The organism is Streptomyces luteolifulvus (assembly GCF_008806595.1).
Classification (GTDB): domain Bacteria; phylum Actinomycetota; class Actinomycetes; order Streptomycetales; family Streptomycetaceae; genus Streptomyces; species Streptomyces luteolifulvus.
Map to the genome: position 1 here is coordinate 101,328 of NZ_VZRB01000019.1, position 25,533 is coordinate 126,860.

The 25,533-nt window shown below is 68.4% G+C and carries 18 protein-coding genes, 1 tRNA gene and 3 pseudogenes; 12 read left to right on the top strand and 10 right to left on the bottom strand.

Translation table 11 applies throughout. From position 1 onward, the window contains the following. The first annotated feature begins 149 nt into the window (after nucleotides 1-149). Nucleotides 150-1,133, top strand: coding sequence for a GNAT family N-acetyltransferase (locus F7R91_RS25465; protein ID WP_150951518.1), 984 nt, complete (start codon nucleotides 150-152; stop codon nucleotides 1,131-1,133). A 358-nt stretch (nucleotides 1,134-1,491) separates the two neighbouring features. Here the strand turns inward: F7R91_RS25465 and F7R91_RS42160 are convergent, their stop codons facing one another. After that, a complete protein-coding gene (locus F7R91_RS42160; protein WP_191971631.1) occupies nucleotides 1,492-2,211 on the bottom strand; it encodes a transposase in 720 nt (239 codons plus the stop codon). Between the two features lie 1,323 nt (nucleotides 2,212-3,534). On the opposite strand from F7R91_RS42160, the gene F7R91_RS25475 reads away from it, so the two are divergent. The 4 genes from F7R91_RS25475 to narI are packed head-to-tail and all read left to right on the top strand — an operon-like array spanning nucleotide 3,535 to nucleotide 10,401. Next, nucleotides 3,535-7,263 carry a nitrate reductase subunit alpha gene (locus F7R91_RS25475; protein WP_150951522.1) on the top strand — a complete coding sequence of 1,243 codons (3,729 nt, stop codon included), beginning with the start codon at nucleotides 3,535-3,537 and terminating at the stop codon, nucleotides 7,261-7,263. After that, a complete protein-coding gene (gene narH, locus F7R91_RS25480; RefSeq protein WP_150951524.1) occupies nucleotides 7,263-8,948 on the top strand; it encodes a nitrate reductase subunit beta in 1,686 nt (561 codons plus the stop codon). Before F7R91_RS25475 ends, narH begins: the two co-directional genes overlap by 1 nt. After that, nucleotides 8,945-9,664 carry a nitrate reductase molybdenum cofactor assembly chaperone gene (gene narJ / locus F7R91_RS25485; protein ID WP_225320778.1) on the top strand — a complete coding sequence of 240 codons (720 nt, stop codon included), beginning with the start codon at nucleotides 8,945-8,947 and terminating at the stop codon, nucleotides 9,662-9,664. The genes narH and narJ overlap by 4 nt, the downstream gene beginning before the upstream one ends. Next, nucleotides 9,661-10,401: a respiratory nitrate reductase subunit gamma gene (gene narI, locus F7R91_RS25490; protein ID WP_150951526.1), complete on the top strand. Its 741-nt coding sequence runs from the start codon at nucleotides 9,661-9,663 to the stop codon at nucleotides 10,399-10,401. Before narJ ends, narI begins: the two co-directional genes overlap by 4 nt. 196 nt (nucleotides 10,402-10,597) lie before the next feature. Here the strand turns inward: narI and F7R91_RS25495 are convergent, their stop codons facing one another. Then, entirely contained in the window at nucleotides 10,598-12,031 is a 1,434-nt protein-coding gene (locus F7R91_RS25495) for an IS701 family transposase (protein ID WP_225320779.1), read from the bottom strand. 383 nt (nucleotides 12,032-12,414) lie between these two features. Next, entirely contained in the window at nucleotides 12,415-12,825 is a 411-nt protein-coding gene (locus F7R91_RS25505) for a hypothetical protein (protein WP_225320780.1), read from the bottom strand. A 44-nt stretch (nucleotides 12,826-12,869) separates the two neighbouring features. Between F7R91_RS25505 and F7R91_RS25510 the strand changes: the two genes are divergently transcribed. Next, a complete protein-coding gene (locus F7R91_RS25510; protein WP_150951529.1) occupies nucleotides 12,870-13,073 on the top strand; it encodes a transposase in 204 nt (67 codons plus the stop codon). Nucleotides 13,074-13,344: 271 nt separating this feature from the next. Here F7R91_RS25510 and pntB read toward each other — a convergent pair whose 3' ends face one another. Together pntB and F7R91_RS25520 are read right to left on the bottom strand one after the other, a co-directional pair. Then, nucleotides 13,345-14,811 (bottom strand): Re/Si-specific NAD(P)(+) transhydrogenase subunit beta, encoded by a 1,467-nt coding sequence (gene pntB / locus F7R91_RS25515; protein ID WP_191971632.1) that lies wholly within the window; start codon nucleotides 14,809-14,811, stop codon nucleotides 13,345-13,347. Nucleotides 14,812-14,817: 6 nt separating this feature from the next. Beyond that, nucleotides 14,818-16,374, bottom strand: coding sequence for a Re/Si-specific NAD(P)(+) transhydrogenase subunit alpha (locus F7R91_RS25520; RefSeq protein ID WP_150951530.1), 1,557 nt, complete (start codon nucleotides 16,372-16,374; stop codon nucleotides 14,818-14,820). A 1,742-nt stretch (nucleotides 16,375-18,116) separates the two neighbouring features. Between F7R91_RS25520 and F7R91_RS25530 the strand changes: the two are divergent. After that, nucleotides 18,117-18,767 (top strand): annotated as a pseudogene (locus F7R91_RS25530) (helix-turn-helix domain-containing protein); the annotation flags it as partial. A gap of 753 nt (nucleotides 18,768-19,520) precedes the next feature. Here F7R91_RS25530 and F7R91_RS25535 read toward each other — a convergent pair. The 5 genes and pseudogenes from F7R91_RS25535 to F7R91_RS44330 all read right to left on the bottom strand — a co-directional run bounded on the left by F7R91_RS25535 (nucleotide 19,521) and on the right by F7R91_RS44330 (nucleotide 20,820). Continuing rightward, nucleotides 19,521-19,639: transfer RNA gene (locus F7R91_RS25535), tRNA-OTHER, on the bottom strand. 49 nt (nucleotides 19,640-19,688) lie between these two features. Then, entirely contained in the window at nucleotides 19,689-19,865 is a 177-nt protein-coding gene (locus tag F7R91_RS44315; protein ID WP_225320791.1) for a hypothetical protein, read from the bottom strand. Between the two features lie 26 nt (nucleotides 19,866-19,891). After that, nucleotides 19,892-20,248 (bottom strand): annotated as a pseudogene (locus tag F7R91_RS44320) (hypothetical protein); the annotation flags it as partial. Nucleotides 20,249-20,460: 212 nt separating this feature from the next. After that, a pseudogene (locus F7R91_RS44325) lies at nucleotides 20,461-20,664 on the bottom strand (helix-turn-helix domain-containing protein); the annotation flags it as partial. A 9-nt stretch (nucleotides 20,665-20,673) separates the two neighbouring features. Beyond that, on the bottom strand, nucleotides 20,674-20,820 hold the full coding sequence (locus tag F7R91_RS44330; RefSeq protein ID WP_225320781.1) for a hypothetical protein: 147 nt from the start codon (nucleotides 20,818-20,820) through the stop codon (nucleotides 20,674-20,676). A gap of 986 nt (nucleotides 20,821-21,806) precedes the next feature. Here F7R91_RS44330 and F7R91_RS25550 point away from each other — a divergent pair. The 5 genes from F7R91_RS25550 to F7R91_RS25570 all read left to right on the top strand — a co-directional run bounded on the left by F7R91_RS25550 (nucleotide 21,807) and on the right by F7R91_RS25570 (nucleotide 25,450). Then, nucleotides 21,807-22,460 carry a hypothetical protein gene (locus F7R91_RS25550; RefSeq protein ID WP_150951532.1) on the top strand — a complete coding sequence of 218 codons (654 nt, stop codon included), beginning with the start codon at nucleotides 21,807-21,809 and terminating at the stop codon, nucleotides 22,458-22,460. A gap of 51 nt (nucleotides 22,461-22,511) precedes the next feature. Next, nucleotides 22,512-22,739, top strand: a complete 228-nt coding sequence (locus F7R91_RS25555; protein ID WP_150951534.1) for a hypothetical protein — start codon at nucleotides 22,512-22,514, stop codon at nucleotides 22,737-22,739. 622 nt (nucleotides 22,740-23,361) lie between these two features. Next, complete coding sequence (locus F7R91_RS25560) at nucleotides 23,362-23,904, top strand: DUF4760 domain-containing protein (RefSeq protein WP_150951536.1); 543 nt, start codon at nucleotides 23,362-23,364, stop codon at nucleotides 23,902-23,904. A 200-nt stretch (nucleotides 23,905-24,104) separates the two neighbouring features. Further along, the gene (locus tag F7R91_RS25565; protein WP_150951538.1) at nucleotides 24,105-24,695 is read left to right on the top strand and encodes a hypothetical protein; all 591 of its coding nucleotides are present in this window, start codon (nucleotides 24,105-24,107) and stop codon (nucleotides 24,693-24,695) included. Continuing rightward, nucleotides 24,671-25,450, top strand: a complete 780-nt coding sequence (locus tag F7R91_RS25570) for a methylenetetrahydrofolate reductase (protein WP_150951540.1) — start codon at nucleotides 24,671-24,673, stop codon at nucleotides 25,448-25,450. The genes F7R91_RS25565 and F7R91_RS25570 overlap by 25 nt, the downstream gene beginning before the upstream one ends. The last annotated feature ends 83 nt before the right edge of the window (nucleotides 25,451-25,533 follow it).

The window sequence follows — 25,533 nt, forward strand, 5'->3', positions numbered from 1 at the left end:
CGACGACCAGACCGGGCAGACCGGGCAGACCGCCGAGAGTGAGTACTGGGGGCTGAGGAACATGCGTGTCAGATCGTGCGCTATCACGCGGCAACGTCCCTCCCTTGCCGGTAAGTTGTGGGCAACAGTCGCGATGAGGGGCCGAGGCCATGGAGAGCGATCACATCGAGATCGTCCGAGCCGTCGAGTCGGATGTGGCGCGCATCGCCGAGATCGCCGCATCCCGCAGCCTGGACGGTGCCCACCCGTCCACGGCGCCCCGCGACGGGTTCCTCGTCTCGGGCTATACCGTCGACACCTACCGGGCGCGGCTCGCTACGGCCGAGCACTTCTACGTGGCGCGCAAGGGCAGCAACGTGGTCGGCTTCCTGCTCGCGTACAGCGACCAGCGCATCGAGTCCGACGAGTGGTTGAACCATCACATCAAGACGACCCTGGGAAATTTCCTGGTCATCAAGCAGGTGTGCGTAGAGCGGGAATCGGCCCGCCTGGGCATCGGCTCACGGCTGTACCACCATGTCCTAGAGCAGTGGACCACCAGTCCGGTGATCGCCGCGGTCGTCTCCGACCCACCCAATGAGGCATCCACGCTCTTCCACCGAAAGCTCGGGTTCGAAGAGCTGACCCGCCTTACGCCTCCCGACGGCAGGCAGCGCACGGTGTGGGTGCGGCGCAAGGCCCGTGAGGCGATGCTGCAGGTGCAGTACTCGGTTGCCGTGGACCTCTACAAACACGAGGATACGACCAACTGGCACAAGCTCAACAACTTCTTCTACATCACCGCGGGCCTCGCGGCAGCGATGGCGTTTTCTCTGAGCAAGGACAGCGGGGAGTCGGAGCCGCTGTCCCGCGGGCTGGCGATCGTCCTCTCCGTTATCGGCTTAGGCGCCTCGATGGCCTTCTCCCAGATGCTGCGCTTCGGCCGCCGCTACCTCCTGGCCCGCAAACAGGCGGTCATAGAACTTGAGGAGTACATGGCCTGGCACGGTGGGCAGCGGATAGTGGCACGGGAGGCGGGCGAGAGCGGCAACGGGTGGCTGAAGTCGTCTCCCACCGGTCTCATCATGGTGCTGCTGCCGATCCTGGTGGCGCTGTGCTGGCTGGCGATGCTGAGCGTACTGATCGCGGTGTAGACCGGCTGGGGGACTGTGGGGGCGGGCCTGGAGATAACGGCGTCGCTTCGCGCGGTCGGGACCGGGTAGATCCGCAGCTCACCGTCACGGTACCGCAAATAACGGCGCATGATCCGGGGGAAGACTTCAGGCCAGCGCGACCGCCGACGCTCCGTCAGCCCCTTGCCAGGGGCGACGAGGGCTTAGCGCACGATCTGACAACTTCGTACTCTGCCGATCAGCAGCAAGGAACCCACCGCACTTTCGAGCACATCTCCAGAAAACACCGTGGGTTCCCGGTGAAAGTCCCTCAGTCACGCTGAATTCACTGCGGACGTGGCGGTAAGAACCGTGTCACCGATCCTGCTGGCTTATTCGGTCACGCAGCGAGGGAGAGGTCGAGGCGGGCAAGGTGGCTGACGCGGGTGCGGTCGAGCGGGTGGCCGTTCCACCAGGCATCGAGGCGAATGAGGTTGAGCGCAACGGCGGAGAAGACGTGCTCCAGGTGGGTCTTCTGGAGGCCGAGGTAGCGGGCACGTCTCATCCCGGTGACTGCGACGGCCTGGTGGATGGTTCCTTCGATGCCCGCGCGGGTTCCGTACTTGGCTCGCCACTGCTCGTCGCCCTGCTGGAGGCGGGCATGGTCGAGGACTTCTTGCAGCTCGCGGGGTTGCAGGGAGAGGGTCCGGCCGCCGGTCTTCGAGCGGGTGCACTGGTCGCGCACCGGGCAGGGGCGGCATGTCTCCTTGTCGAACTTGATGACGATGGCCTTGGTGCCGCGCAGGGTGGCGGGGCTCCACCAGGTGCTGGTGTCCCCGCGTGGACAGGTGGCCTGCCGCTTGTCCCAGTCGAGGGTGAACGCGGTGCGGTCGAAGCCAGCGCCGGCACGTGCCTGGGGTGAGCTGTTCATCAGGACCGGGGTGACCAGGGTGACCCCGAAGTTCTTCTTCATGCCCACGATCAACTCGGCGGAAGGGTAACGGGAGTCGAGGAAGTGCTCGGCGGGCAGGAGATCGCGGGCGGCGAGCATGTGATGGACCGGTTCGGTCATTTCCGCGTCGGTCACTGTGGCGTCGGTGGGCGCGATGCCGGTGATCAAGCGCGGCGGCGGTCCGTCTGCTCCAGGGATCAGCGACTGGCCGCCGGCAGCAGCGTCCTGGTTATCGGGATCGTCGCCGGACTCGCTGATGTGGATCTTGTAGCCGGTCCACAGGAGCCCTGTTTGAGGCCGTAGCGCGCGTCGGTGTCGTACGGAGAGGCCAGCCGCAGTCTGCCGGGCGCCGGTGGATGCCAGGAGTGGGTCCGCGGGCCATAGCGTTCGGCCCATTCCCGAACGGGTACCGCCTCGGCCAGCCAGTCCGGGGCCGCGCAGGCCAGCGTCTCCAGTGCGGCCCGCAGCGTCTCCCCGGCCAGCGGGCGAGCTGAACTCCTCCTGCGCCCGCGCCGCGACCTCCAGTGCGGCGTAGGCCGCGTGGGACTTGCCGGACCAGTGCGGTCCCAGGAGCAGCAGGCGGGCGGTGTCGCCGGCCAAGATGGTGGAGCACCACTGGGCGATGGCGGGATGTGGGTCTCGGCATCGCGGGGACAACGGGCATCGGCACAGCGTATGTGGCTGCGCAGCCAGCGGTCTGGTGGGTCTGGCGCCGTGCTCTGCTGATTGGTTGGGGGCGCGAGTCGGGTCTGATCGCCTGCCGACCGCCAGCCACTTGTTGATCGCTGCGACCAGTCGGCGAGGGAGGACCACGAGAACGATGCGAGCCGTGGTGTGACCGTACCGGCACAATGACGATTGCGGGGGAAGTTCGGAAATCGATCACTGTTTCGGAACCGGACAGGCGAAGGACGCACGGATTTCTGGTGAGAACCGATCAGAAGGTTTGGTCGAATGGGCACAAGGCCACCACGCTCACACTGATGTCTGGGCGTTCCAGGGTCGCTCACTCAACGAATGTGCGCCATCCGCGGAGTGGGCTCGGACGAAATCCGATCAACGAGCCTCCCGAGACACCAACGCCCAACGTCCGGCGCAAGCACAAGCGCCAATGACAAACGACCGCCGCCGGTATGAGAATTCCCTGCAACCGAGGTCCGCCCAGGACGCGCACGTCGCCGTGGCACTGCGCCGGCCACGAGTCGAGCGCTCGCACACTGCCGCAGGTCATCCGTCGAATACCGCCGAGTCGATGGGCAATTCGGCGAGGGAGCCGACTCGGCCTTCACCGAATCCATTCTGCAGGACTGCGGGCGGAGCTTGCACCGGTCGGGAGTGTAAACATGGCGTTACCGTAACCGCACAAATATCGTCGCGCATACGTGAGCATTCTTAGATCCCACATGCGGTCTTGTACGGCAATAACGCGGCCCCTACGGTAAGTCTGCGGAGCGCGGCGCGTGTTCACACAATATAGGAGAGGTGGGGCTTGTGTCCGATTCCTCGAATGGCAGGCCCACGGCGCAAGAGGTCAGGTCGGACACCGACATCGAAGATTCCCTCCTTCGCATCGGCCGGCATTTCCAGCGCGGCGAGACCTCGGCCGACCTCCGGACGGTGCACAAGATCGGCGGCAGGTCAGCGGATGTCTTCTACCGGGACCGCTGGGCCTACGACAAGGTGGTGCGGTCCACGCACGGGGTGAACTGCACAGGCTCGTGCTCGTGGAAGGTCTACGTCAAGGACGGCATCATCACCTGGGAGGCGCAGCAGACCGACTACCCGTCGATCGGCCCCGACAAGCCCGAGTACGAACCCCGAGGTTGTCCCCGCGGCGCGTCGTTCTCCTGGTACACCTACTCCCCCGCACGAGTCCGCTACCCCTATGTGCGCGCGGCTCTGCTCGAACTCTATCGGGAGGCCAAGCAGCGGCTCGGGGATCCCGTGCTGGCCTGGTCGGACATCGTCGACGACCCGGAGAAGGCGCGCAGGTACAAGTCCGCACGTGGCAAAGGCGGGTTCGTACGGGCCGAGTGGTGGGAGGCCGCCGAGATCGCCGCCGCCGCGCATGTGCACACGATCCGGCGGCACGGACCCGACCGGGTCGCGGGGTTCTCGCCCATACCCGCGATGTCGATGGTGAGTCACGCCGCCGGCGCCCGGTTCATCTCGCTGATCGGCGGTTCGATGCTGTCGTTCTACGACTGGTACGCCGACCTGCCGGTGGCATCGCCGCAGGTGTTCGGCGACCAGACTGACGTACCGGAGTCCGCCGACTGGTTCGACGCGGGTTATCTGATCATGTGGGGCTCCAACGTCCCGGTGACCCGCACACCTGACGCGCACTACATGACCGAGGCACGCTACCGGGGCCAGAAGGTCGTCGTGGTCTCCCCGGACTACGCGGACAACACCAAGTTCGCCGACGAGTGGCTGCCCGCGCGGCCGGGCACCGACGCGGCACTGGCGATGTCCATGGGTCACGTCATCCTCAAGGAGTTCTTCGTCGACAAGGTGACCCCTCGGTTCACCGATTACGTGAAGCGCTATACCGACCTGCCGTTCCTGGTCACTCTCGCCGAACGCGAAGGCGGTGTCGGCTACGTCCCGGGCAAGTTCCTCACCGCCGCCGACCTGGGCGAGACCGGCGAGGGCGCCGAGTTCAAGACCGTCCTGCTGGACGCCGACGGCGCCCCTGTCGTCCCCGGCGGGTCGCTCGGTCACCGGTTCACGGATTCCGGGCAGGGCAAATGGAATCTGGATCTCGGTGAGGTCGACCCGCTGTTGTCGCTGCACAGCCCTGGCCGCGCCCCGGACGCGCTGACCGTCGCCCTGCCCCGGTTCGACGCGAGCGACACCGCCGAAGGGGCCGCCGACCCGGGCGTACTGCACCGCGGCGTCCCCACGCGGATCGTCGGCGGACACCGCGTGACCACCGTATTCGACCTGCTGCTCGCCCAGTACGGCGTGCACAGGGCCGGGCTCCCCGGCAACTGGCCCGCCGGATACGACGAGGCGTCACAGCCGTACACCCCCGCCTGGCAGGAGCCGATCACCGGAGTACCGGCGAAGGCCGCCGAGCGGATCGCCCGCGAGTTCGCCGACAACGCCGAGCGTTCCGGCGGCCGTTCGATGATCCTCATGGGAGCGGGCACCAACCACTGGTTCCACTCCGACCAGATCTACCGCTCGTTCCTGGCGCTGACGATGCTCACCGGCTGCCAGGGCGTCAACGGCGGCGGCTGGGCCCATTACGTCGGCCAGGAGAAATGCCGGCCGATCACGGGCTGGGCGACGCTCGCCTTCGGTCTCGACTGGCAGCGGCCACCGCGCCAGATGCAGGGCACGGTGTACTGGTACCTGGCCACGGACCAGTGGCGCTACGACCCGTTCACGTCCCAGACGATGGCATCTCCGCTGGCCACCGGGCGCTTCGCGGGACGCACCGCGGCCGACAACATCGCCCTGGCCAGCCGGCTGGGCTGGATGCCGAGCTACCCGACGTTCAACCGCAACCCGCTGGATCTGGCGGACGAGGCCGCGCGGCTGGGCAAGGACGGCCCGCAGCACGTGGTGGACGGCCTGAAGTCCGGACACCTGCGCTTCGCCTGCGAGGATCCGGACGCGCCGGAGAACTTCCCACGCGTGCTCACCGTCTGGCGCGCCAACCTGCTCGGCTCCTCCGCCAAGGGCAACGAGTACTTCCTGCGCCATCTGCTGGGCACCGACTCCAACCTGCAGGCCACCGATCGCGAAGGCGTCCGGCCTGAGGAGGTCACCTGGCGGGACGAAGCACCCGTCGGCAAGCTGGACCTGCTGCTCTCGCTGGACTTCCGGATGACCAGCACCACCCTGTTCTCCGATGTGGTGCTGCCCGCGGCCACCTGGTACGAGAAGCACGACCTGTCCAGCACGGACATGCACCCCTACGTGCACGCGTTCTCCCCGGCGATCTCGCCGCCGTGGGAGGCCAAGACCGACTTCGAGGCCTTCCACCGGATCGCCCGCGGCTTCTCCTGGCTTGCCGAGAAGCATCTGGGCGTGCGCAAGGACATCGTCGCTGTGCCGCTGACGCACGACACCGCCGACGCCACCGCACAGCCGGGAGGCCGCGTGTGCGACTGGAAGGCGGGCGAGTGCGAGCCGATACCCGGCAAGACGATGCCCCGGCTGGTCGTGGTCGAACGCGATTACCCGGCCCTCGCCGAGAAGATGGCCGCGCTCGGCCCGCTGGTGGACACTCTCGGCCTGACCACCAAGGGCGTGACGGTCCACCCGGACGCGGAGGTGGACCAACTGGGGGCCGTCAACGGCGTCGTCGCAAAGGGAGTCGCCGCGGGCAGGCCGAAACTGGCCAAGGACACCCATGCCGCGGAGGCGATCCTGGCGCTGTCCGGCACCACCAACGGCCGCCTCGCCACCGAGGGCTTTCAGGCCCTTGAGCGGCGGACCGGCACCAGGCTCGCCGACCTCGCCGCCGAGAACGAAGCCAAGCGGATCACCTTCGCGGACACGCAGGCGCGGCCCGTACCGGTGATCACCTCGCCGGAGTGGTCCGGCAGCGAGACCGGCGGCCGGCGCTACGCCCCCTTCACCATCAACACCGAGCGGCTCAAGCCCTGGCACACGCTGACCGGTCGGCAGCACTTCTTCCTCGACCACGACTGGATGTTCGAACTCGGTGAGCAACTGCCCGTCTTCCGGCCGCCGCTGGACATGACGGCGTTGTTCGCCGAACCCGCCGTCGGCGCGACCGGCGAGGCCGGGGTGACCGTCCGCTACCTCACTCCGCACTCGAAGTGGTCGATCCACTCCGCGTACCAGGACAACCTGCACATGCTGACGCTGTCCCGGGGCGGGCAGGCGATCTGGATGTCCGATGTGGACGCGGCGAAGATCGGCGTCAAGGACAACGACTGGATCGAGGCGGTCAACCGCAACGGCGTCGTCGTCGCCCGGGCCATCGTCAGCCACCGGATGCCCGAGGGGACCGTGTTCATGTACCACGCCCAGGACCGCGCGGTGGACGTGCCGCGCACCGAGAAGACCGGCAAACGCGGCGGCATCCACAACGCGCTCACCCGGTTGATGATCAAGCCGTCGCATCTGATCGGCGGCTACGCCCAGCAGTCGTTCGCGATCAACTACCACGGTCCGACGGGCAACCAGCGCGATGAGGTCACGACGATCCGCCGCAGGGGCCAGGAGGTGCGGTACTGATGAGGGTCATGGCACAGCTGGCCATGGTGATGAACCTGGACAAGTGCATCGGCTGCCACACCTGCAGCGTCACCTGCAAGCAGGCGTGGACCAACCGCGGCGGCGTCGAGTACGTCTGGTTCAACAACGTGGAGACCCGGCCCGGACAGGGATATCCGCGCCAGTACGAGAACCAGGACAAGTGGCGCGGCGGCTGGGAGCTGTCCAAGCGCGGCAAGCTGCGGCTGCGCACCGGCTCCCGGCTGAAGCGGCTGCTGAACATCTTCGCCAACCCGGACCTGCCGACCGTGTCGGACTACTACGAGCCGTGGACGTACGACTACGAGAACCTGCTCTCCGCGCCGCCGTCGGACACCACACCCGTGGCCCGGCCCAAGTCACTGATCACCGGCGAGGACACCAAGGTCACCTGGGGAGCCAACTGGGACGACGACCTGGGCGGCGGCCCGGAGCAGATCGGCCGGGACCCGCTGCTGACCAAGGTGTCCGAGCAGGTCAAGCTCGAGTTCGAGCAGACGTTCATGTTCTATCTGCCACGGATCTGCGAGCACTGCCTCAACCCGTCCTGCGCGGCGTCCTGTCCGTCCGGTGCGATCTACAAGCGCAGCGAGGACGGCATCGTCCTGGTCGACCAGGACCGCTGCCGCGGCTGGCGGCAGTGCGTGACCGGCTGCCCGTACAAGAAGATCTACTTCAACCACAAGACCGGCAAGGCCGAGAAGTGCACGTTCTGCTACCCCCGCGTCGAGGTCGGCATCCCGACCGTCTGCTCGGAGACCTGCGTCGGGCGACTGCGCTACATCGGCGTTCTGCTCTACGATGCCGACGCGGTGCTGGAAGCCGCCTCGGCCGAGGATGACCAGGACCTCTACCCGGCCCAGCTGGGCGTGTTCCTCAACCCCCACGACCCGCGGGTGATCGCCGAGGCCGAGCGGGCGGGCATCTCGGGCGAGTGGATCGAGGCGGCGCAGAACTCGCCCGTCTACCGGCTGATCGTCGACTACCAGGTCGCGCTGCCGCTGCACCCGGAATACCGCACCATGCCGATGGTCTGGTACGTGCCGCCGCTGTCACCCGTGGTCGACGTGCTCGCCGGGACCGGCCATGACGGCGAGGACGCAGACAACCTCTTCGGCGCGATCGACGCCTTGCGCATCCCGGTGGAGTACCTGGCGCACCTGTTCACCGCGGGTGACGTCGGGCCCGTCCGTGCCGCGCTGCAACGACTCGCGGCGATGCGCTCGTACATGCGCCGGATCAACCTCGGCGAGCCGACCACGCCGGAGATCGCCGAGTCGGTGCGCCTCACACCGGACGAGGTCGAGGCCATGTACCGGCTGCTGGCGATCGCCAAGTACGAGGAGCGCTACGTGATCCCCAATGGTGCGGCGGCAGACGCGCACCGTCTTGACGCGATCGCCACGGGGTGCAGCCTGGACGGCGACGGCGGACCGGGGATGACCGCCTTCGACACGATGGCCGAGAAATTCCACCTCACCGACAGCCTCACAGACACCAATGGCGCCGGACCCGAGGAGAAGCGAGGGCGTATCAACCTGCTGAACTGGGACGGCCGGCGCACCGACGGCCTGTTCCCGGCCCGGACCCCCCAGGCCCCACAGGAAGCGGGCGGCTCGGCTTCTGATGACGCCGAGCAGGCGCCGACGGCGGAGGGGGTCCGGTGAGCCCACTTCCGAAGAATCCGCTCAGGCCGGGCAAGCGGGGGACCGAGACCACCTCGCCCGAGCAACTGTCCGAACGTCAACGGCGGATCGTCTGGCGGATCGCCGCGCTACTGCTGGACTATCCGACCCGGCAGACACTGGACCTGCTGGAGGACATGGCGGCGGCCGCCGGTTCCGTACCGGCACCGGCGGGCCCGGCCCTGGTGTCCTTCGTGGACAGCGCTCGGCGGACCTCGCCAATGGAACTGGCCGCGCACTACGTGGAGACCTTCGACCTGCGGCGCCGCAGCTGCCTGCACCTGTCCTATTACGCCTACGGCGACACGCGCAAGCGCGGCATGGCGCTGCTGCGGTTCAAGCACGCGTACAAGGCGGCGGGCGTCGCGCTGGGCGACCACGAACTCCCCGACCATCTCGCCGTGGTGCTGGAGTTCGCCGCGGGCGTCGACCCCACGTCCGGACGGCGGCTGCTCCTTGAATACCGGCCCGTCGTGGAGTTGCTCCGGCTCTCCCTTGTGGACAGTGGGTCAGCGTATGCGCACGTGCTCGGCGCGGTGTGCGCGACCCTGCCCGAGCTGGGCACGGCCGACCGGCGCCGGATCGCCGAACTGGCCGCGCAGGGCCCGCCCGAGGAAGAGGTCGGCCTGGAGCCGTTCGCAATGGATCCGCTCACGATGGAGCCGACGGCGCAGGCCGAGATGGGAGGACGCCGGTGATCACCTTGCTCTGGCTCGCCGCGCCCTACGTGGCGCTCACCTCCTTCGTGCTAGGCCACATCTGGCGCTACCGCCATGACCAGTTCGGCTGGACGACGCGGTCCTCGCAGCTCTACGAGAGCAGGTTGCTGCGGCTGGGCAGCCCGCTGTTCCACTTCGGACTGCTTGCGGTGATCGGTGGGCACGCCATGGGCATCCTGATCCCGGCGAGCTGGACCGAGTTCGCCGGCATCTCCGAAGGGACGTACCACTTCGTCTCGGTGTCGGCGGGCACACTGTCCGGCCTGACTACGGTGGCGGGCCTGGCGATTCTGCTCTACCGCCGGGTGACCGTGCCCGCCGTGCGCAAGGCCACCACGGCCAACGACAAAGTCATGTACGCGCTGCTCGCCACCGCGATGGCGACCGGGATGCTGAACACCGTCGGCAGCAACCTCATCGGTGGCGGCTACGACTACCGCGCGACCGTCTCGCCCTGGTTCCGCAGCCTGTTCTCGCTGAACCCGCAGCCGGAACTGATGACCGGCGTTCCGATCAGCTTCCAGGTGCACAACCTCGCGGTGCTCTCCCTGCTGGCGATCTGGCCGTACACACGCCTGGTGCACGTCTTCAGCGCACCGCTCGGCTATCTGGTGAGGCCGTATGTGGTGTACCGCAGCCGAGACCCGCAAGGCCCCGACGCCCGCCGCTATGCGCGCGCATGGGAGACGCCGAGCGCGCCACCCACGCGGCGCTGACCGCGCACCCCGCGGGGCTCCGGGAACCCCCGGGGCCCCGGGTCGCACGCCTCGCGTTCAACGCAGGTCGGCCCGCACGGGCCACCGCACACCCGGCCACCCACCGGCAGTTACTCAGCCCGGAGCCGCACGTCTTGGGCCTCCTGAGTACCGGTGGAGATGTCGCAATCCACACCGAACCGGTCCCGGTGGTTTGTTAGACCGGGCAGTAGAGGTCAAAGGTCTGCCGCTGCCGACGGTGTTGATCAGCTCCTGGAGTGCTTCGGGCGGGGGCTTCGTCGACCATGCCCGCCAGTAGCGTTGCAGCATGACCCAGGGCGTCAGCCAGCCACGGACGGCGCGGAGTGCCTTGGGCCAGCAGGCCGGTTGGGGCTGCTGGGACCCGGGTTCTCCCCCTCTCTAACGGGCTTGGCGGTGCGCCAGGACCGGGCGGCTGGTGGGCTGGGGCGGGCGGGGGCGGGGCGAACCAGGTGTTCCAGCAGAAGCTGAATGCGCAGTTCACGAGGGCCTGGTGACGCTGGATGGCGGCATCGGAGCGGACCTGGAAGTCGGCCCAGCCGAGTTCGTCCTTGACCTGTTTGTAGCTCTGCTCGACCCAGTGCCGCAGTCCGTAGATCCGCACGATTTCGGCGAGGGCGGCGGCCGGGTAGGGCGATGCGGTGACGCGTGGGGAGCCCGGGCGGGGCAGGTCGGTGGCCAGGTACCAGGTCGCCTTGGCCGGCAGGGTGGCCGGGTCGCCGGTGGCCACCACCAGGCGGACGTTGCCGTCCGGGCCCCACCAGCCCAAGGAGGCCTCGGCGGCCCACCAGGTGGCGGTGTGCCCGTCGCGGAAGGTGCGCTCGATGCGCGACCAGTCCCCGGGATGTTCCGCATCCTGCCAGGTCAGGAGGCGGGCGGCGTCGACGGGGGTGTGGGTGTCGGGGCCGTAGGCCCAGGTGCCGTGCCGGGGCTTGAGGGCCATCACGAACGGCAGGCCGTCAGCGTGTAAGTCTGAGCGGAAGCTGTCCTGGTCGCCGTAGGCGCAGTCGGCGGTCACCGCGCGGAAGACCAGCCCGGTGGCCTTGGCCCGGGCGGCCAGGTCGGCCGCGATCTGTAGTTTGGTGCGAAAGCCCGGGTCGTTCTTGCCGCGGGGGAAGTGATGGGCCGGGGTGTAGGGGCGGGCGTGCACGGGGTAGTAGACGCGCTCGTCCGCCCAGCAGGTGGTCACGGTGACCACACCTCGGTCGATCTTCCCGACCGAGCCGAGATACTGCTTGCCCACGTGCGCGGTCGCCGTCCCGTCCTTGCGGTCGCCGGAGTCATCCACCACCAGGACACCGTCCGGGTGCGGGGCGGTGGCCGGGTCGGCCAGCAGCAGCTCCAGCCGGCGGGCGTTGACCGCGTCCTGGCTCCAGGTCGACTCGGACAGGAAGAACTGCAGCCGCTGCACGGCCGCATGCTGGGCACCGGCCACCGGTTCGGCGCTAGCCAGACAGGTCAGTGTCTTGTTGCGATCGCGGGGCAGCAGCAGCCCGGCCAGGTACTCGCGAAACCCACGCCGCTGGGCCAGCGTTCCGAAGAGATCATCGAAGCGGACGGCGTACGCTTCAAGCGGACCTGGCGCGGGCGGACACGGCATCCGTTTCGTCATCTCGGGCTCTCCAGGCCGTAGTTGACGCCTTCACCTCACGGCCTACTCCCGCGCGGACCCGCCGTCAACAAACCACCGCCAGCAAGCTGCGCACCCAGGCCGGCCTGAACGGCGGAAAGTTCACCGAGCTACTCACTGTCAGCGCTCCAAGGACACCAGGCAGGAGAACGGCAAGCAGACCGCGACCGCCGAGGACCTCGACACGTCGGCGCAGGCAGCCGGCGCTGAATCCGAGGCCGCAGAACTCAAGAGCCGGTTGCGCGGGATGGAGTCCCGGGCCCGGTCGTGGCGGCGCCAGCTCGCCGCCGGACATCGTGGCGTCCAGGAGCGGTACGTCGCCGAGTACCGGCGCACCGCCACCGTGCGCGGCTACGAAGCCACCGTCATCCCCGCGCGGCCAGACGCTTCGCCTTCGACCGCACCCCTTCCACCTTCGCTGGGACCGGCTCCAGCCCGGTAGCCGCCGCGAGTTGCCGACAGTCCATCGCTGCTGCGCGCGTCCCGTTCCCACCGGCCACGTCCATGATCCGCGGGTAGTCCGCGAGAACCGTCAGGGCGCGTCCTTCCTGCCAGTGCGGCACCACCGAACCGGGCACCGCCGCCGTGACCTGCACCGGCCGTTCGTCGGCCCCCACGACTGGCGGCACGTCCTCACCACCGCGAGGCTCCGCCAGAACCTCCCCCACCGTCTCACGGGCGATCACGAACCGCTCCCACACGGCCTCCCCCTCCAGCCACACGGCCTGGAGAGCCTCCACCCGCTGCCGAGCGGCGCGTTCACGCTCCTCCAGCAACCCCCATCACCGACGGCATCCCGGCTCCTCCACCGAAGAGACGGATGGCCCTCTACCAGCGGTTCCTCGAATTGGTCGAGGAAGCCAATCCCGCCGGGGACGTCTACGTGATCACGGACAACCTGTCCTCGCACAGCAGCGTGTCCAGCCGCACCTGGCTCGAGGACCACCCACGCATCAAGCACGCCTTCATCCCTGTCGGCGCCTGCTGGCTCAACCTCCAAGAAGGCTGGTGGCATCTTCCGTAAGACCGCCCTGGCCGGCCGCTCGTTCGGCGACCGCGACACATCAGCCACGCGACCCAGGTCGCCACTGACCAGCTCAACTGCCGCGCGCCCGTGGATCTGGGGCAGACCCGCACCACCCACCAGGCCCTCTACGACCCCGCTATTCGTACGTCCTTTGCGGAATCCAGCAGGAGTCGACCGGGTGGCCGACACCCACCCGACCATGCGCAAGGTCAAGGTGGACATCAGCTAAGGAGCAACTCGTCGGGCATGCCTTCGACAAAAAGCCCTATCAGTGGCTCACCACCGTCGCCTGGCGTGCGGCCGGTACCGCGTCGCGTCGGTTGTTGGCACTGAGCTCGTGCAGGATCTCCTCCACGCTCTGTTTGGCGTCGCCGAAGAGCATGCTGCTGTTCTCGCGGAAGAAGAGGGGGTTCTGCACGCCTGCGTAGCCGGAGGCCATGGAGCGCTTGAAGACGATGACCTGCTCGGCTTCCCAGACCCGCAGCACCGGCATGCCGGCGATCGGGCTGCCCGGGTCCTCGGTCGCGGCGGGGTTGACGGTGTCGTTCGCGCCGATGACCAGCACGACGGAGGTGTCGGCGAAGTCGTCGTTGATCTCGTCCATCTCCAGGACGATGTCGTAGGACACCTTCGCCTCGGCCAGCAGCACATTCATGTGCCCGGGCAGGCGCCCGGCGACAGGATGGACGCCGAAGCGGACCGCGACGCCCCGCTCGCGCAGTTGCCGCGTCAGCTCCGCGACCGGTTGCTGGGCCTGGGCGACGGCCATGCCGTAGCCGGGCGTGATGATCACCGAGCGGGCCTGGGCCAGCATCTCGGCTGCCTGCGCGGCCCGCACCTCGCGGTGCTCGCCGTGGTCCTCCTCGTGCCCGGACGGCGCCGCGATGCCGAAACCGCCCATGATGACGGAGAGGAAGGACCGGTTCATCGCCTTGCACATGATGTAGGAAAGGTAGGCGCCGGAGGAGCCCACCAGTGCGCCGGTGACGATGAGCAGGTTGTTGTCGAGCAGGAAGCCGGCCGCGGCCGCCGCCCAGCCCGAGTAGCTGTTCAGCATGGACACGACGACCGGCATGTCGCCGCCACCGATCGAGGCGACGAGGTGCCAGCCGAGCGCCAGCGCCAGCACGGTCACCGCGATCGTCAGTGGAAGGTTCGGGCTGATCGTGAACCAGACGGTCAGCACGACGAACGCCGCGAGGGCGCCAATGTTCAGCGCGTTCTTGCCCGGCAGCATCAAGGGACGGGACTTGATGCGCGCCGAGAGTTTCAGGAACGCGACGATCGAGCCGGTGAACGTGACCGCGCCGATGAAGATCCCGATGAACACCTCGGCGTGGTGGATGCCCAGCAGGTCGGCGCCGATCCGGGTCTGGGCCGTGCCGTGGGACTCCACCTCCAGGTAGCTGTTCCAGCCCACCAGTACCGCGGCGAGGCCTACGAAGCTGTGCAGGACAGCGATCAGTTCGGGCATCTGCGTCATCTCGACGCGGCGGGCCCGCCACAGGCCCGTCATCGCGCCGAGCGCCATCGCCAGCAGGATCAGCGCGACCGCTCCGGCGGTGATGCTCTGCGCCGCCACAACCACGGTGGCGACCAGGGCGAGGGCCATGCCGGCGATGCCGTAGACGACGCCGGCGCGTGAGGTGCGGTGCTGGGACAGGCCGGCCAGACTGAGGATGAACAACAGGGCGGCGACCAGGTCGGCAGCGTGTGAAGCCGTCAGGGAGGTCATCTCGGCTCAGCCTTTCGAGAACATGGACAGCATGCGGCGGGTCACGGCGAAGCCTCCGAAAATGTTGACGCTGGTCAGCAGGATCGCCGCGAACGACAGTGTGGTGACGATCCAGCTCTCGTGCCCGATCTGCAGCAAGGCGCCGATCACGACGATCCCGGAGATCGCGTTGGTCACCGACATCAGCGGGGTGTGCAGCGCATGGTGCACCTTGCCGATGACGTAATAGCCGATCACCACCGCCAGCGCGAACACGGTGAAGTTGCCCGCGAGTTGCGCCGGAGCGAAGGCCACCAGCAGGAACATCGCGAGCATCCCGAGCCCGATCAGGCCGAAGCGCCCCGCAGGCGTCAGCTTCGACTGCTTTGGTTCGGGTGCTTCGGGTGCGGGCGTGGGCTGCGCGGCGGGCGCGGCCGAGACCGCGACGGGCGGCGGCGGCCAGGTGACGTCTCCGTCGCGCACCACGGTCACCGCCCGCTGCACAACGTCGTCGAAGTCGACCGTCAGATGCCCGTCCTTGCCGGGAGTGAGCAGCTTCAGCAGGTTCGCCAGGTTGGTGCCGAACAGCTGCGAGGCCTGGGCCGGGAGCCGGGAGGCCAGGTCGGTGTAGCCGATGACGGTGACGCCGTTGTCGGTCACCACCGTCCGCCCCGGCACGGTGCCCTCGACGTTGCCGCCCATCGCGGCGGCCATGTCGACAATGACGCTGCCCGGCTTCATCACAGCCACGTCCTCGGCCGTCAGCAGGCGCGGCGCCGGACGGCCCGGGATCAGCGCGGTGGTGATCACGATGTCTACGTCCTCGGCCTGCTCGCGGTAGAGCTCGGCGGCAGCGCGGTCGTAGTCGGCGGAGGTCGCCTTGGCATAGCCGTCGGTGCTCGCCTCCTGAGCGGCTTCCACCGGCAGGTACTCGCCGCCCAGCGACTTCACCTGGTCCGCGACCTCCGGCCGCGGGTCAGTGGCGCGCACGATCGCGCCGAGGCTGGAAGCGGCACCGATCGCCGCAAGACCGGCCACACCTGCGCCGGCCACCAGCACCTTCGCCGGAGGCACCTTGCCAGCCGCAGTGACCTGGCCTGTGAAGAACCGTCCGAAGACGTGCGCGGCCTCGATGACCGCGCGGTAGCCGGCGATGTTCGCCATCGAAGACAGCACGTCCATCGACTGCGCCCGCGAGATGCGCGGCACCGCGTCCAGCGCCAGGGCGGTCACCCCGGCGTCGGCGAGCGCCTGAAGCAACTCGGGCTTTTGCGCTGGGGCCAGCAGAGCGACCACGGCCGCACCCCTTGGCAACCGGCGGATCTCCGCGTCGGAGGGGGCGTTCACCTTCAGAACGACATCCACGTCCCAGGCCTCGCCGATCGCCGCGCCGGCATCGGCGTACGCCTGGTCACCGAAGCCGGAGGCCTCACCGGCACCGGACTCGACGACGACCTCGTAACCGAGGCCCAGCAGGAGTCGTACCGTCACCGGGGTCGCCGCGACCCGCGTCTCCCCGGAGACGGACTCGGCCACAACGCCGACGCGGTGAGGAGGATGGTGTGAGGGTTTTTGAGCAGACATGTCCTGTATCTCTGTCAAAGGAAGGTGCGAAAGCGGGATCTGCGTTCGGGGGAGTGACGACGTCCTGCCCCGTGATCGCTGGAACCTAACCCGTCAGACGAGTACGGGCCAACGCCAACAGACGGTGACGTGATTCACCTTGCGGTACTGGCCGAGAATGTTCGGACAACGTGGGACCACACCAGCCAGCCTTGTGCGCTTGGGGCCGCTCCGCCTTGCCGTGGCGGCCCATCTGACGGTGCATCCGTCGGCTCGGAAGGATCAGGAACGCCTATAGACATGTGAGGGGCGGGCGGTTCATCGGGCGCGGCCATGCGCGGAGGCCTGCGTGGACAGTCCAGGCCACGCCCCGCGGCCGCAGGGTTGCCGCTGAACGGCGGCACCGGCGTCGACCGGCGCGATCACCGGCAGCCTCGGGAACGCCAGGTCGCAGTGAGCCACTTGGGCAAGGGTGGACGCCGACAGCATTCCAGCGTTGGGATCCTTGTCTGTGGTCTGTCGTCTGCGGGCATGATGAGCGCGGACGCTGTGCAGTGTCAGGCACAAAGGTCACGACAGCTTCAGCGGCGCCAGAGTGCCCGCCGCAAGGTTGTCAGCCCCATGTGGATCGACGTCAACAGCGCCCTGCCGCCACAGGCAACGCCTGGTGGGGCGGTTTGACTGTCACTCACAAATCGGGACAGCGTCGAGGTGTTCGCAGTGGCCGACGTGCTGCTGAGGGTGATCGGCCTTCCTTGGGCTGCGCATCAACTGTGATCACCGACACACTCCCGCAATACCTACTGGTCGGTATGCTGCCGCGAGCCATACACGACAGGAGGCGGGATGTCTGCGACCAACCGCCAGATCCGTTTGGCCTCCCGCCCGGTGGGCGAAGTGAAACCCGCGGACGGGAAGCACCGTTCCGGGCCCGTCGAGGAGCCCGGAGGTAGACATCTCCAGCCAGACCTTGTTCTGCGCGGTGTGGCGGAGGGGCAGACATCCAATGCCGTTGATCTGTCAAGCGGCAACGGGGAGTTGTCGGTCCGCCGATGCGGGGAAGGCAGTCGCTTCGTCGTAGCGGATGCGTTTGGTGAGGCAGTGCTGGAGGCAGCCGATCATGCGATTGAAAAGGTTGCGCCGGGCGGCGGTGTGGCGGCCTCCGTCGTTGCGCCGCCGGTCGTAGTGGGTCTTGGCCGCCGCCCCTCCGGGGGACCTCGGCTGGCGGCGAAGCCGCGGTTGGCGAAGGCGTCCCGTACGGTCACGGCGTCTACCGGCTGTGGAGCGAGCAGCTGAGCCTCGTCACCGAGCACGGCGTCGACCTGGATGCGGCGGCGATGTGGTGAGCGCTGGAGACGGAGATCCGGCCGCGGGACGAGGTCGAGTCCGCGGCCACGCTGCTGGATGAGCTGCTGCCGCCGGGCGACGACGAGGCCCGACCAGGGGGCCGGCGTTCTGGTCGTAGGCGACGTCGGTGGCGTTGGGGCTCCACCGGTGGATGGCAAACACATCGCTGATGAGGTCGTCGACCGGTGCGGGGGCGGCGTCGACCCATGCGCGCCTGGTGAAGGCGAAATCCGACGCGTTCAGGATTTCGAAGCGGTCGTGTTCGCGGGTCGTGCTGCTCAAGGCGTTCCTCCTGTACGAGTGCGGGACGCGGTGGGACTCAGCTCATCGCCGCTCGGGCCGGGGAGCCAGTCCCGCTGGTGCCTATCCCCGGCGGGGAGAGGCTGTGCGTCGCGGGTCGGCACATACTCGGTGCCATGAACGGGACATCACAGCTCGGGGACTTCCTGCGGATGCGGCGCTCCCAGCTGCGACCCGAGGAGGCCGGCGTACCTACCTACGGGGAGCGCCGGCGGGTGCCGGGTCGTCGCCGTGAGGAGCTGGCGCTGCTCGCGGGGGTGAGCGCCTCCTCCTACGCCCGCCTGGAGCAGGGGCACTCGCTGGGCGCCTCGCCCGAAGTGCTGGACGCGATCGCCCGGGCCCTGCAGCTGGACGAGTCCGAGTGCCGGCATCTGTACGACCTGGCCCGACGGACCAAGCCCCGCAGCGGGCGGCGCCCAGCGCCCGAGCGAGTGACGGAGGCGACCGCCCAACTGCTGGAGGCGCTCGGGGACGTTCCCATCGTGATCGGCCGACGCAGTGACGTCCTGGCGTGGAACCGGCTGGGCCACGCGCTGTTCGCCGGACACCTCGACCCCGATGCCCCGGACGTACCGGCGGAGCGCCCCAACATGGCCAGGCTGGTGTTCCTCGACGCCCACACCCGCAGCCTGTACGCGGACTGGCCGGGCAAGGCCATGGCGGTAGTGGGGAATCTGCGCCTGGTGGCGACCCAATACCCGCAGGACGCCGCACTGCACAGGCTGCTGGGCGAGCTGAGTGCGAAGAGCGAGGACTTCGCCTCGATGTAGGCCGGCCACCGGGTCGCGGCGACCGCGGCGGTGACCCGGTCCTTGCCGGCGGCCACCGCGTCGTAGCGGGCGAGCTCCGCGTCGGCGCGGTCAGCCGTTCGCCGACGTCCGCCCGCAGGTCCGCGGCGCGCGCCGCGAGCCCGGTCAGGAACGCGATCACCGCGTCCTCGGTCAACGTGAGATCCAGGCCATGCGGATCGAATGCGGTGATCGGCTGCAGGGCGCCGACGTCGTGCAGCAGCCCGGACAGGGTCGTGCGGTGCGTCTTCGCGATCGCCTCCATCCCGGAGAGGCGGACGTCGAACGTGGCGCGGCGGTTGGCCACGATTCCCCGCAGCTGCTGTGGCGTGCGCGGCCGTGGGCTGGTCGGCGTGGTGGTCAGCAGCCGCTCGGCCTGCTGCAGCAGGCCGAACCTGGCCCTCGGCAGGAGTACCGCGGGCAGCGCGTCGTCGGCCCTGATCTTTGCGTCCGCCGCGGCCGGCGTGACCGTCATGCGGTCGGCCACCGCGTCCACGGCCGCGAGCACTTCACGGAACTGGTCGTGCCGCCACTGCGCCAATTCGCCGGCAAGGGCATCGACCCGACGGCATCACCGACTCCAGCCACCCCCTACAGCGAGGCCGGCGAGGTCCGGCCCCTGACGGACCCCGGCCATGCGAGTGCGGGACGGGGGCCACCGGCCCCGGACACCGGGCGCTCCTGCGTAATGCAGCACGGTGTGGTGCATTACGAGCTGAAGGTGCGGCTGCGGACGCCGACGGGATTCGAACCCGCGGACGAGGACGAGCAAGGCCCGCCCGCGCCTCATCAGTCGTCGCGCGAAGGGCCTTCCGCGCGACGATCGCAATGGGCCGCTCTGCCACGGCGCCGCAGCCTGCCAGGACCACGCGATCCCGGTCCCCCGACCCTAGTGCCGCATCAGGCAACGTTCGCTCTGTTCACGATCTCGCGAAGGCGTTTGTCAGCGGCGTACTTGTTCCGCCAGATGATGTAGCGGCGGATCATGCTGCCCTGTTCCTTGTGGCTGGCGTGGTCGGTGCCGTCGAGGACGAAGTAGCGCAGGCGGTGAACTGGGCCTCGATGCGGTTCAGCCACGAACTGTTGGTGGGTGTGTGGGCGAACTCGACGTTGTTGGCTGCCGCCCAGTCGCCGACCCGGGTGTCCCTCGTGGTGGTCATGTGCGGGGAGAAGTTGTCGAGCACGATCGCGATCCGGATTCTGGGTGGGTACAGGCTGCGCAGGTAGCGGCAGAACTCGAGGAACCTCGTCCGGTTCTTCTTCGGCTTGATGTGCCCGTAGAGCTTGTCCTTGCCCAGGTCGTAGGCGACGAGCAGGGCCTGACGCAGTGCGGGCGGGTGTAGGTCGCCGGGCGGCGGTGCCTCGGCTCGCGGTCGGGATCCTTGTGTCGTCCGCCGCGCTCCGCCCACTGCCGGCCCGGGCGGGGCTGTAGGTTGAGCGGCCCGAACTCGTCCATGCACAAGACGACTTCGGGCTCGACTTCCTCGGGTATGACCTCGCCGTCAGCGATCGCGTAGAGATGCTCGATGCGGGCGTTCTTGGCCGCGTAGTCCGGGTCGCGTGAGGTCTTCCAGGTCTTTATGCGTTGAAACGAGACGCCCTCCTCGCGGAGCAGGACCCGAAAGCCCTCGTGGCTGATGTCGTCGACCACCCCCTCGGCGACCAGGAAGTCGGCCAGCTTGGCCAGGCTCCAGGTCGAGAACGGCAGGCCGTGCTCGGCCGACCTAGACTTGGCGATCTTCTTGATTTCCCGGCGTTCTGGGAGGGTGAACGTCCTTGGCCGGCCGCCCTTGTACTTGGGGTAGAGCGAGTCGAAGCCGTCGGCGTTGAAGTTGTGGATCACGTCCCGGATCCGGTCCGCACTGGTGAACTTCACCTCGGCGATCTACGCCACGGGCATGCCCTGCGCGGATAACACCACCATCTGGGCCCGCCGCCAGGTCACCACCGAACCGGTGCCCCTGCGGATGATCCGCAGCAACCGCCTGCCCTCGTCGTCATCAATCTCCCGGACCCGCAGACGTTCAGCCACCTGATCATTCTGGCCGTCCGGCGCCCCCCGCGCGGCGACAGCCTTCCCCCCAACGCGCGGGCGCGGCGGATAGCAACTCCAGGACCATCTGCGAGCCGGTCCCAGTCATCCTCGTCCTCGACAACGTGACCGACGCGGCCCCCGTCGTTTCCCTGCCGCCCGCGGCACCGGGCAGCACAGCGATTCATCACCAGCCGCCCGGCTCTGCCCTCGTCCAGGGCGCGGAACGGGTGAAGGTCGAACCGCTGCCCGACACGCAGCCGCTGCGACTGTTCGAACGCATCATCGACGCCGAGCGCGACGCCGCGGACACCCTCGTAAGAGGGCCACTGAGCGAGCACGCCGGACTTGCTCGCCGACGAAAGGCGGCGCATCTCGCAGCCGGAGCGCCAACTGGCCGGCGAGGACATCGGAGTACGCAGCAGCTTCGGGATCAGCTACCCGGCACCGCGCAAGGACACCCGCCGGCCGTTCCGGTACCTCGGCCCGCTCGCCGGAGCCGACTTCGTGCCCGAACTGGCCGCGCTGCGCCGGCATAGGAGAGCCCGAGTGGGTACGGCGCATCGCCATCGTCGTCAACGTGGGCATCGGCACCGGCCTGACCTGCACCTCGCCCACGCACGCCGCCCTGGACGTGGACTGCATCGGCCGCGTGGACTTCAGGCCGCCCGCCGACCCCAACATCAAGGCCAGGGCCATCGCCGGGCTGTACCGGCACACCGGGATCCGTGGGGAATCTCCGTGCCGTCGGCCAGGGCCGGGCCGACGGCCCCGACGGACTCGCCCGCGCCTGCGGAGTCAGCGTCCAATAGCCACACCCCACCCCCACACCCGAAGAACCCGCTCCGCCGACGCCCCTGTTCGTGATCCTCAGCCGACAGCAGATTCCTCCTGCGGATGTGTCCGTCTGGGCCCGGCGATCATGTCTCGGTCGCTAGAGTTCAGCCATGACAGGCCGAGCGACTCCCTCCGACAGCCTGTCCAGCGTGCGTGCGGTTCTGGTGGGGGTTTCGAACTATCCGAGCATTCCCGCCTCGGACTGTGCGAGCGTTCGCGTCTCTGACGACATTGACGCCCTGCACTCCGCGCTCGGTTCGGCGCGAGCAGGCGAACTGCTGGTGGTCTACTACGCCGGCCACGGCCTGACAGTTGAGGAAGAGCACGAACGCCTGCCGGCGAACGTCCAAGCGATGGGCCAGTTGAGCACAACACAGCTCCTGAGCATGGCTCTGGGGCTTCAGGGCGCGAAATCCGCCCTCGACGACGCCCAAGCACATTGGCCCGCCGCTGACCTGACGCGCCGGCTGCTCTGTTCCTCGGAAGAAGAAACTCGGCTGCCGTCGATCACTACGTCGCTCACGGGTCCAACGGCCGTTGCGCAGCCTGGCCCGCTCCCCACCGGGGAGGTATTGGCCCACACTGCCGAGATCGTTCAACTCCTCTGGCTGGCCACGGTAGATCTCCTGGCTGAGAGCCTTGGATCTCACCGTTACGAGTTCGACTCTCACGCACCACCCCACGCATCAACCGCGTGCGGCGTGATCAAACTCGCTGCCCCCGCAATTCCCAGGGCACCTGGACAACCGGCCCCTCCGCGGGGCTCATCCGGTCCATTCAGCTCAATCGCGCCAGCAGCCTGACCTCTTCCGGCGGGCCCTGAGGCGCGCCATAAACAGGACGAGGTTCTTCAGGTGGTCAGGTTCGATCTTCAGGCAGGTGCGATCGAGCTGTCGGGACGCGTGCCGCTGCCGCTGCTTTTGGCGGTTGTGCTGCTCGTGAGCGTTCCGCTGGCGATCGGGTGGATCTGGGTAGCCCGGCAGCTCCGCGCCAAGGCCCGGACGCTGCTGGATGGGCTGCGCATCCGGGTGTGGCAATGGCTGCTGCGCCACCCGACAGACCGGGATGATCGGCCCTGCTGACAATCAATGCCCGCCGGGGCCGCCGGACAGGCGGTCCAGTGGGCGCAGCGGACGTGCAGGAGGTCAGCCAGTCGAGCAGGTCCTCGTGGCTGCGGCGACAGGCGGCGAGGACGCGGCGCAAGACATCTGGCAGCCAGGCTCGAGGCCGCCCCAGACGATAATGGCGCCGGCTTCAAGGATGCAGCTGCCGGAGTTGTTCGCCCCCATGGAGGGGGCAGCCGGGCTGCCCGTAAGCGTCAGCGGTGTGGCCGGGATACTCACGGACGACGCGTAAGCCTTCCAGCCCCGGCCCGCACCGCCGGCGGGAGTCAGATTCGGCGCCGGCCAGACAAGAGCCGGCCCTGACCGTTTCACATGGGGTCCCGCAGCGATCACAGGGGGGCCGTCACGGCGCGTCATGCCAGCAGGGGCCTGTCTCCGCGACATGTCCCGTACTTCGTTCAGCCGCTGCTCCTACCCACGGAACCCTCACTTCGTCGAGTGCGGCACCGGTCAGGCCGGGCAGGTCTGCCGCAACGCGGCGCGGAGCGCTTCGCTTGATGTGCGAAAGCCCGGGCTGGCGACACACATTCAACGTCTCGCCGTGCATGCGCTCTCGGTGAAGGCTCCGTACGGTGACCGGATGGACAGTTCTGTCGTCTTCAACGTGGTAACCACCGCCATCGCCGTCGTGGCAGTGGTGACCTCCATCGTGTTCAGCGTGCGGCAGGCCCGTATCGCCCGGCATGCCAACCACATATCGGTGATGGTCGACCTGCTCGCGGAGTTCCGGTCCGCCCAGTTTCACGAACAGCACGACTACGTGTGCACGCGTCTGGGGGCGGAGCACGACCCGGAGGCCGGAGTGCGCGGGCTGCCGGGTGAGGCCAAGGCGGCCTTCTACAACATCGTTTACTACTACCAGTCCTTCGCCAACCTCGCAGTCTTCGGGCTGCTCGACGAAACCCTGATGGTCACGGTCCTGCGGACCCGGATCACCTCCGTCTGGCAGGCCGTCCGGCCATTCGTGGAGCGGGAGCGGGAGTTGCGGGGCGAGGGCGGCGGAACGTATCTGTCGATCTTCGAGGAACTGGCCCGGCTTGCGGCGGAGCTGCCGCCGGAACATGTCCGGGACCAAATGGCCGAGACGCGGCGCCGCCTTACCCGCCTGAGAATGATGCGCTGAAGCGCCAAGGCTTGATTCTGTCGGGGATCTTGGAGTTTCCCGATACGACGGCGTGATCAACGGGCATGCCCGGGCCTGTTCCGCAGGCCGATGCAGTAGTTGAAGTGTCTGTAGTCGCTTCGTCCCCGTTCCGGTGATCAAGTCCCTTCTCTGACCGCGCGGAGCGCGCGGGCGAGCAACCCGGACGGTACGACAGCAACATGGGTGCCGGACCGGCTGAACGACCCGTGCCACGACGAGGACTTGGCCGGCTGGTACCCGCACAACGGCCGTCCCGGTCTCTCGCCCGCCCAGCCCGGCCCAAGACCAGGATCCTCGCCGCCGGCGAGGACGCCTGCCGGCTGCTGGAGCGCCTCCACCGGCACGCACCGGGCTACCGGCCCGGCCCTCGGACCGAGGCCCCGCCGCAGATCGTCATGGAGAACTACCACCGCGACGCGGCAGGCCGCCTGCGCTGGCGCACCGCCGACGACGGCGGACTGCCGCCCTCCTCCTCGACGATCGTCTCCCCCTACGACACCACGGCGCGCTACGTCCGTCCCGGGCACATCATCCGCTGGAAGGGCGTCGCCGCACATGTCACCGAGACGTGTGCCTCCGGCAGCGCCCACGTGATCACGGACGTGGCCACCACCTCGGCCGCCACGAACGACACCCAAGCCCTGGCCCGGTATCCACACCCGCCTGGCCCGTCGCGGGCTGGTGCCCGCCGAGCAGCTGGTCGAAGGCGTCAACACCCGCGAACACCAGGCGATAGGATCCGGGCATGGCTGATCGTCGTTTCGAGCTGATCTGTGAGGTCGAGCCGCCCACTCGCCCCGATCTGACCCGGGTGCGTCACCAGATCGGCGTGTTGAGCCCGATCGCCGACTCGTTCCTGATCCCCGACAATCACATCGGCCGGGCGACCGTGTCGAGCGTCGCGGTGGCTCACGAGGTGCAGGCCATGGGCGCACGTTCCATCGCCTGTCTGAACTCGCGGGATCGCAACTTGTTGGGTTTTCAGCGCGACTTACTGACGGCCGCCGCCTATGGGGTGGAGCGGTTCCTGTTCGTCCATGGCGACAAGCCCAGCGCGGGAGGCCGAACCAGCGAGCTGACCGTCCGCGCGATGATCGAACAGGCGCGTGCAGCAGAGGAAGATCCGGCATTCGGTGGCTGCGGCCCTTTCCGGGCCGGAGTCACATCCGGGCTGCGTCCGCTCCCGGGGTGGAAAAGCGCCGCAGACTTCGTCTTCGTCCAGGTCAGCTACTCGTTGGAGAGTCTGCTGCGCTGGCGTGACAGTGTCTCGCTCAGCGTGCCGGTGTATGCAGGGGTGATGGTGCTGGCCAGCGCTGGCATGGCCCGCAACCTCGCAGCCAAGATCCCCGACATCGACATCCCCGAGCAGTTGGTCATTGACGTTCAACGCGACCGCGACGCCGGCGTCGCAGCAGCATGCGAGCAGGTCCTGGCCATCCGTGACAGCGGCGCGTTCGACGGCGTTCATCTGGTGCCGGTCAGCCGGTATCGGCAGGTCGCCGCGCTGCTGGAACGAGAGCTGTGAACGCAGATTGAGTCTCTGAGAAGAGAGATCAAGCGGCGCCGGGGACCGGACGCCGAGCACCGTTCTCCCTGTATGGTCCCCGG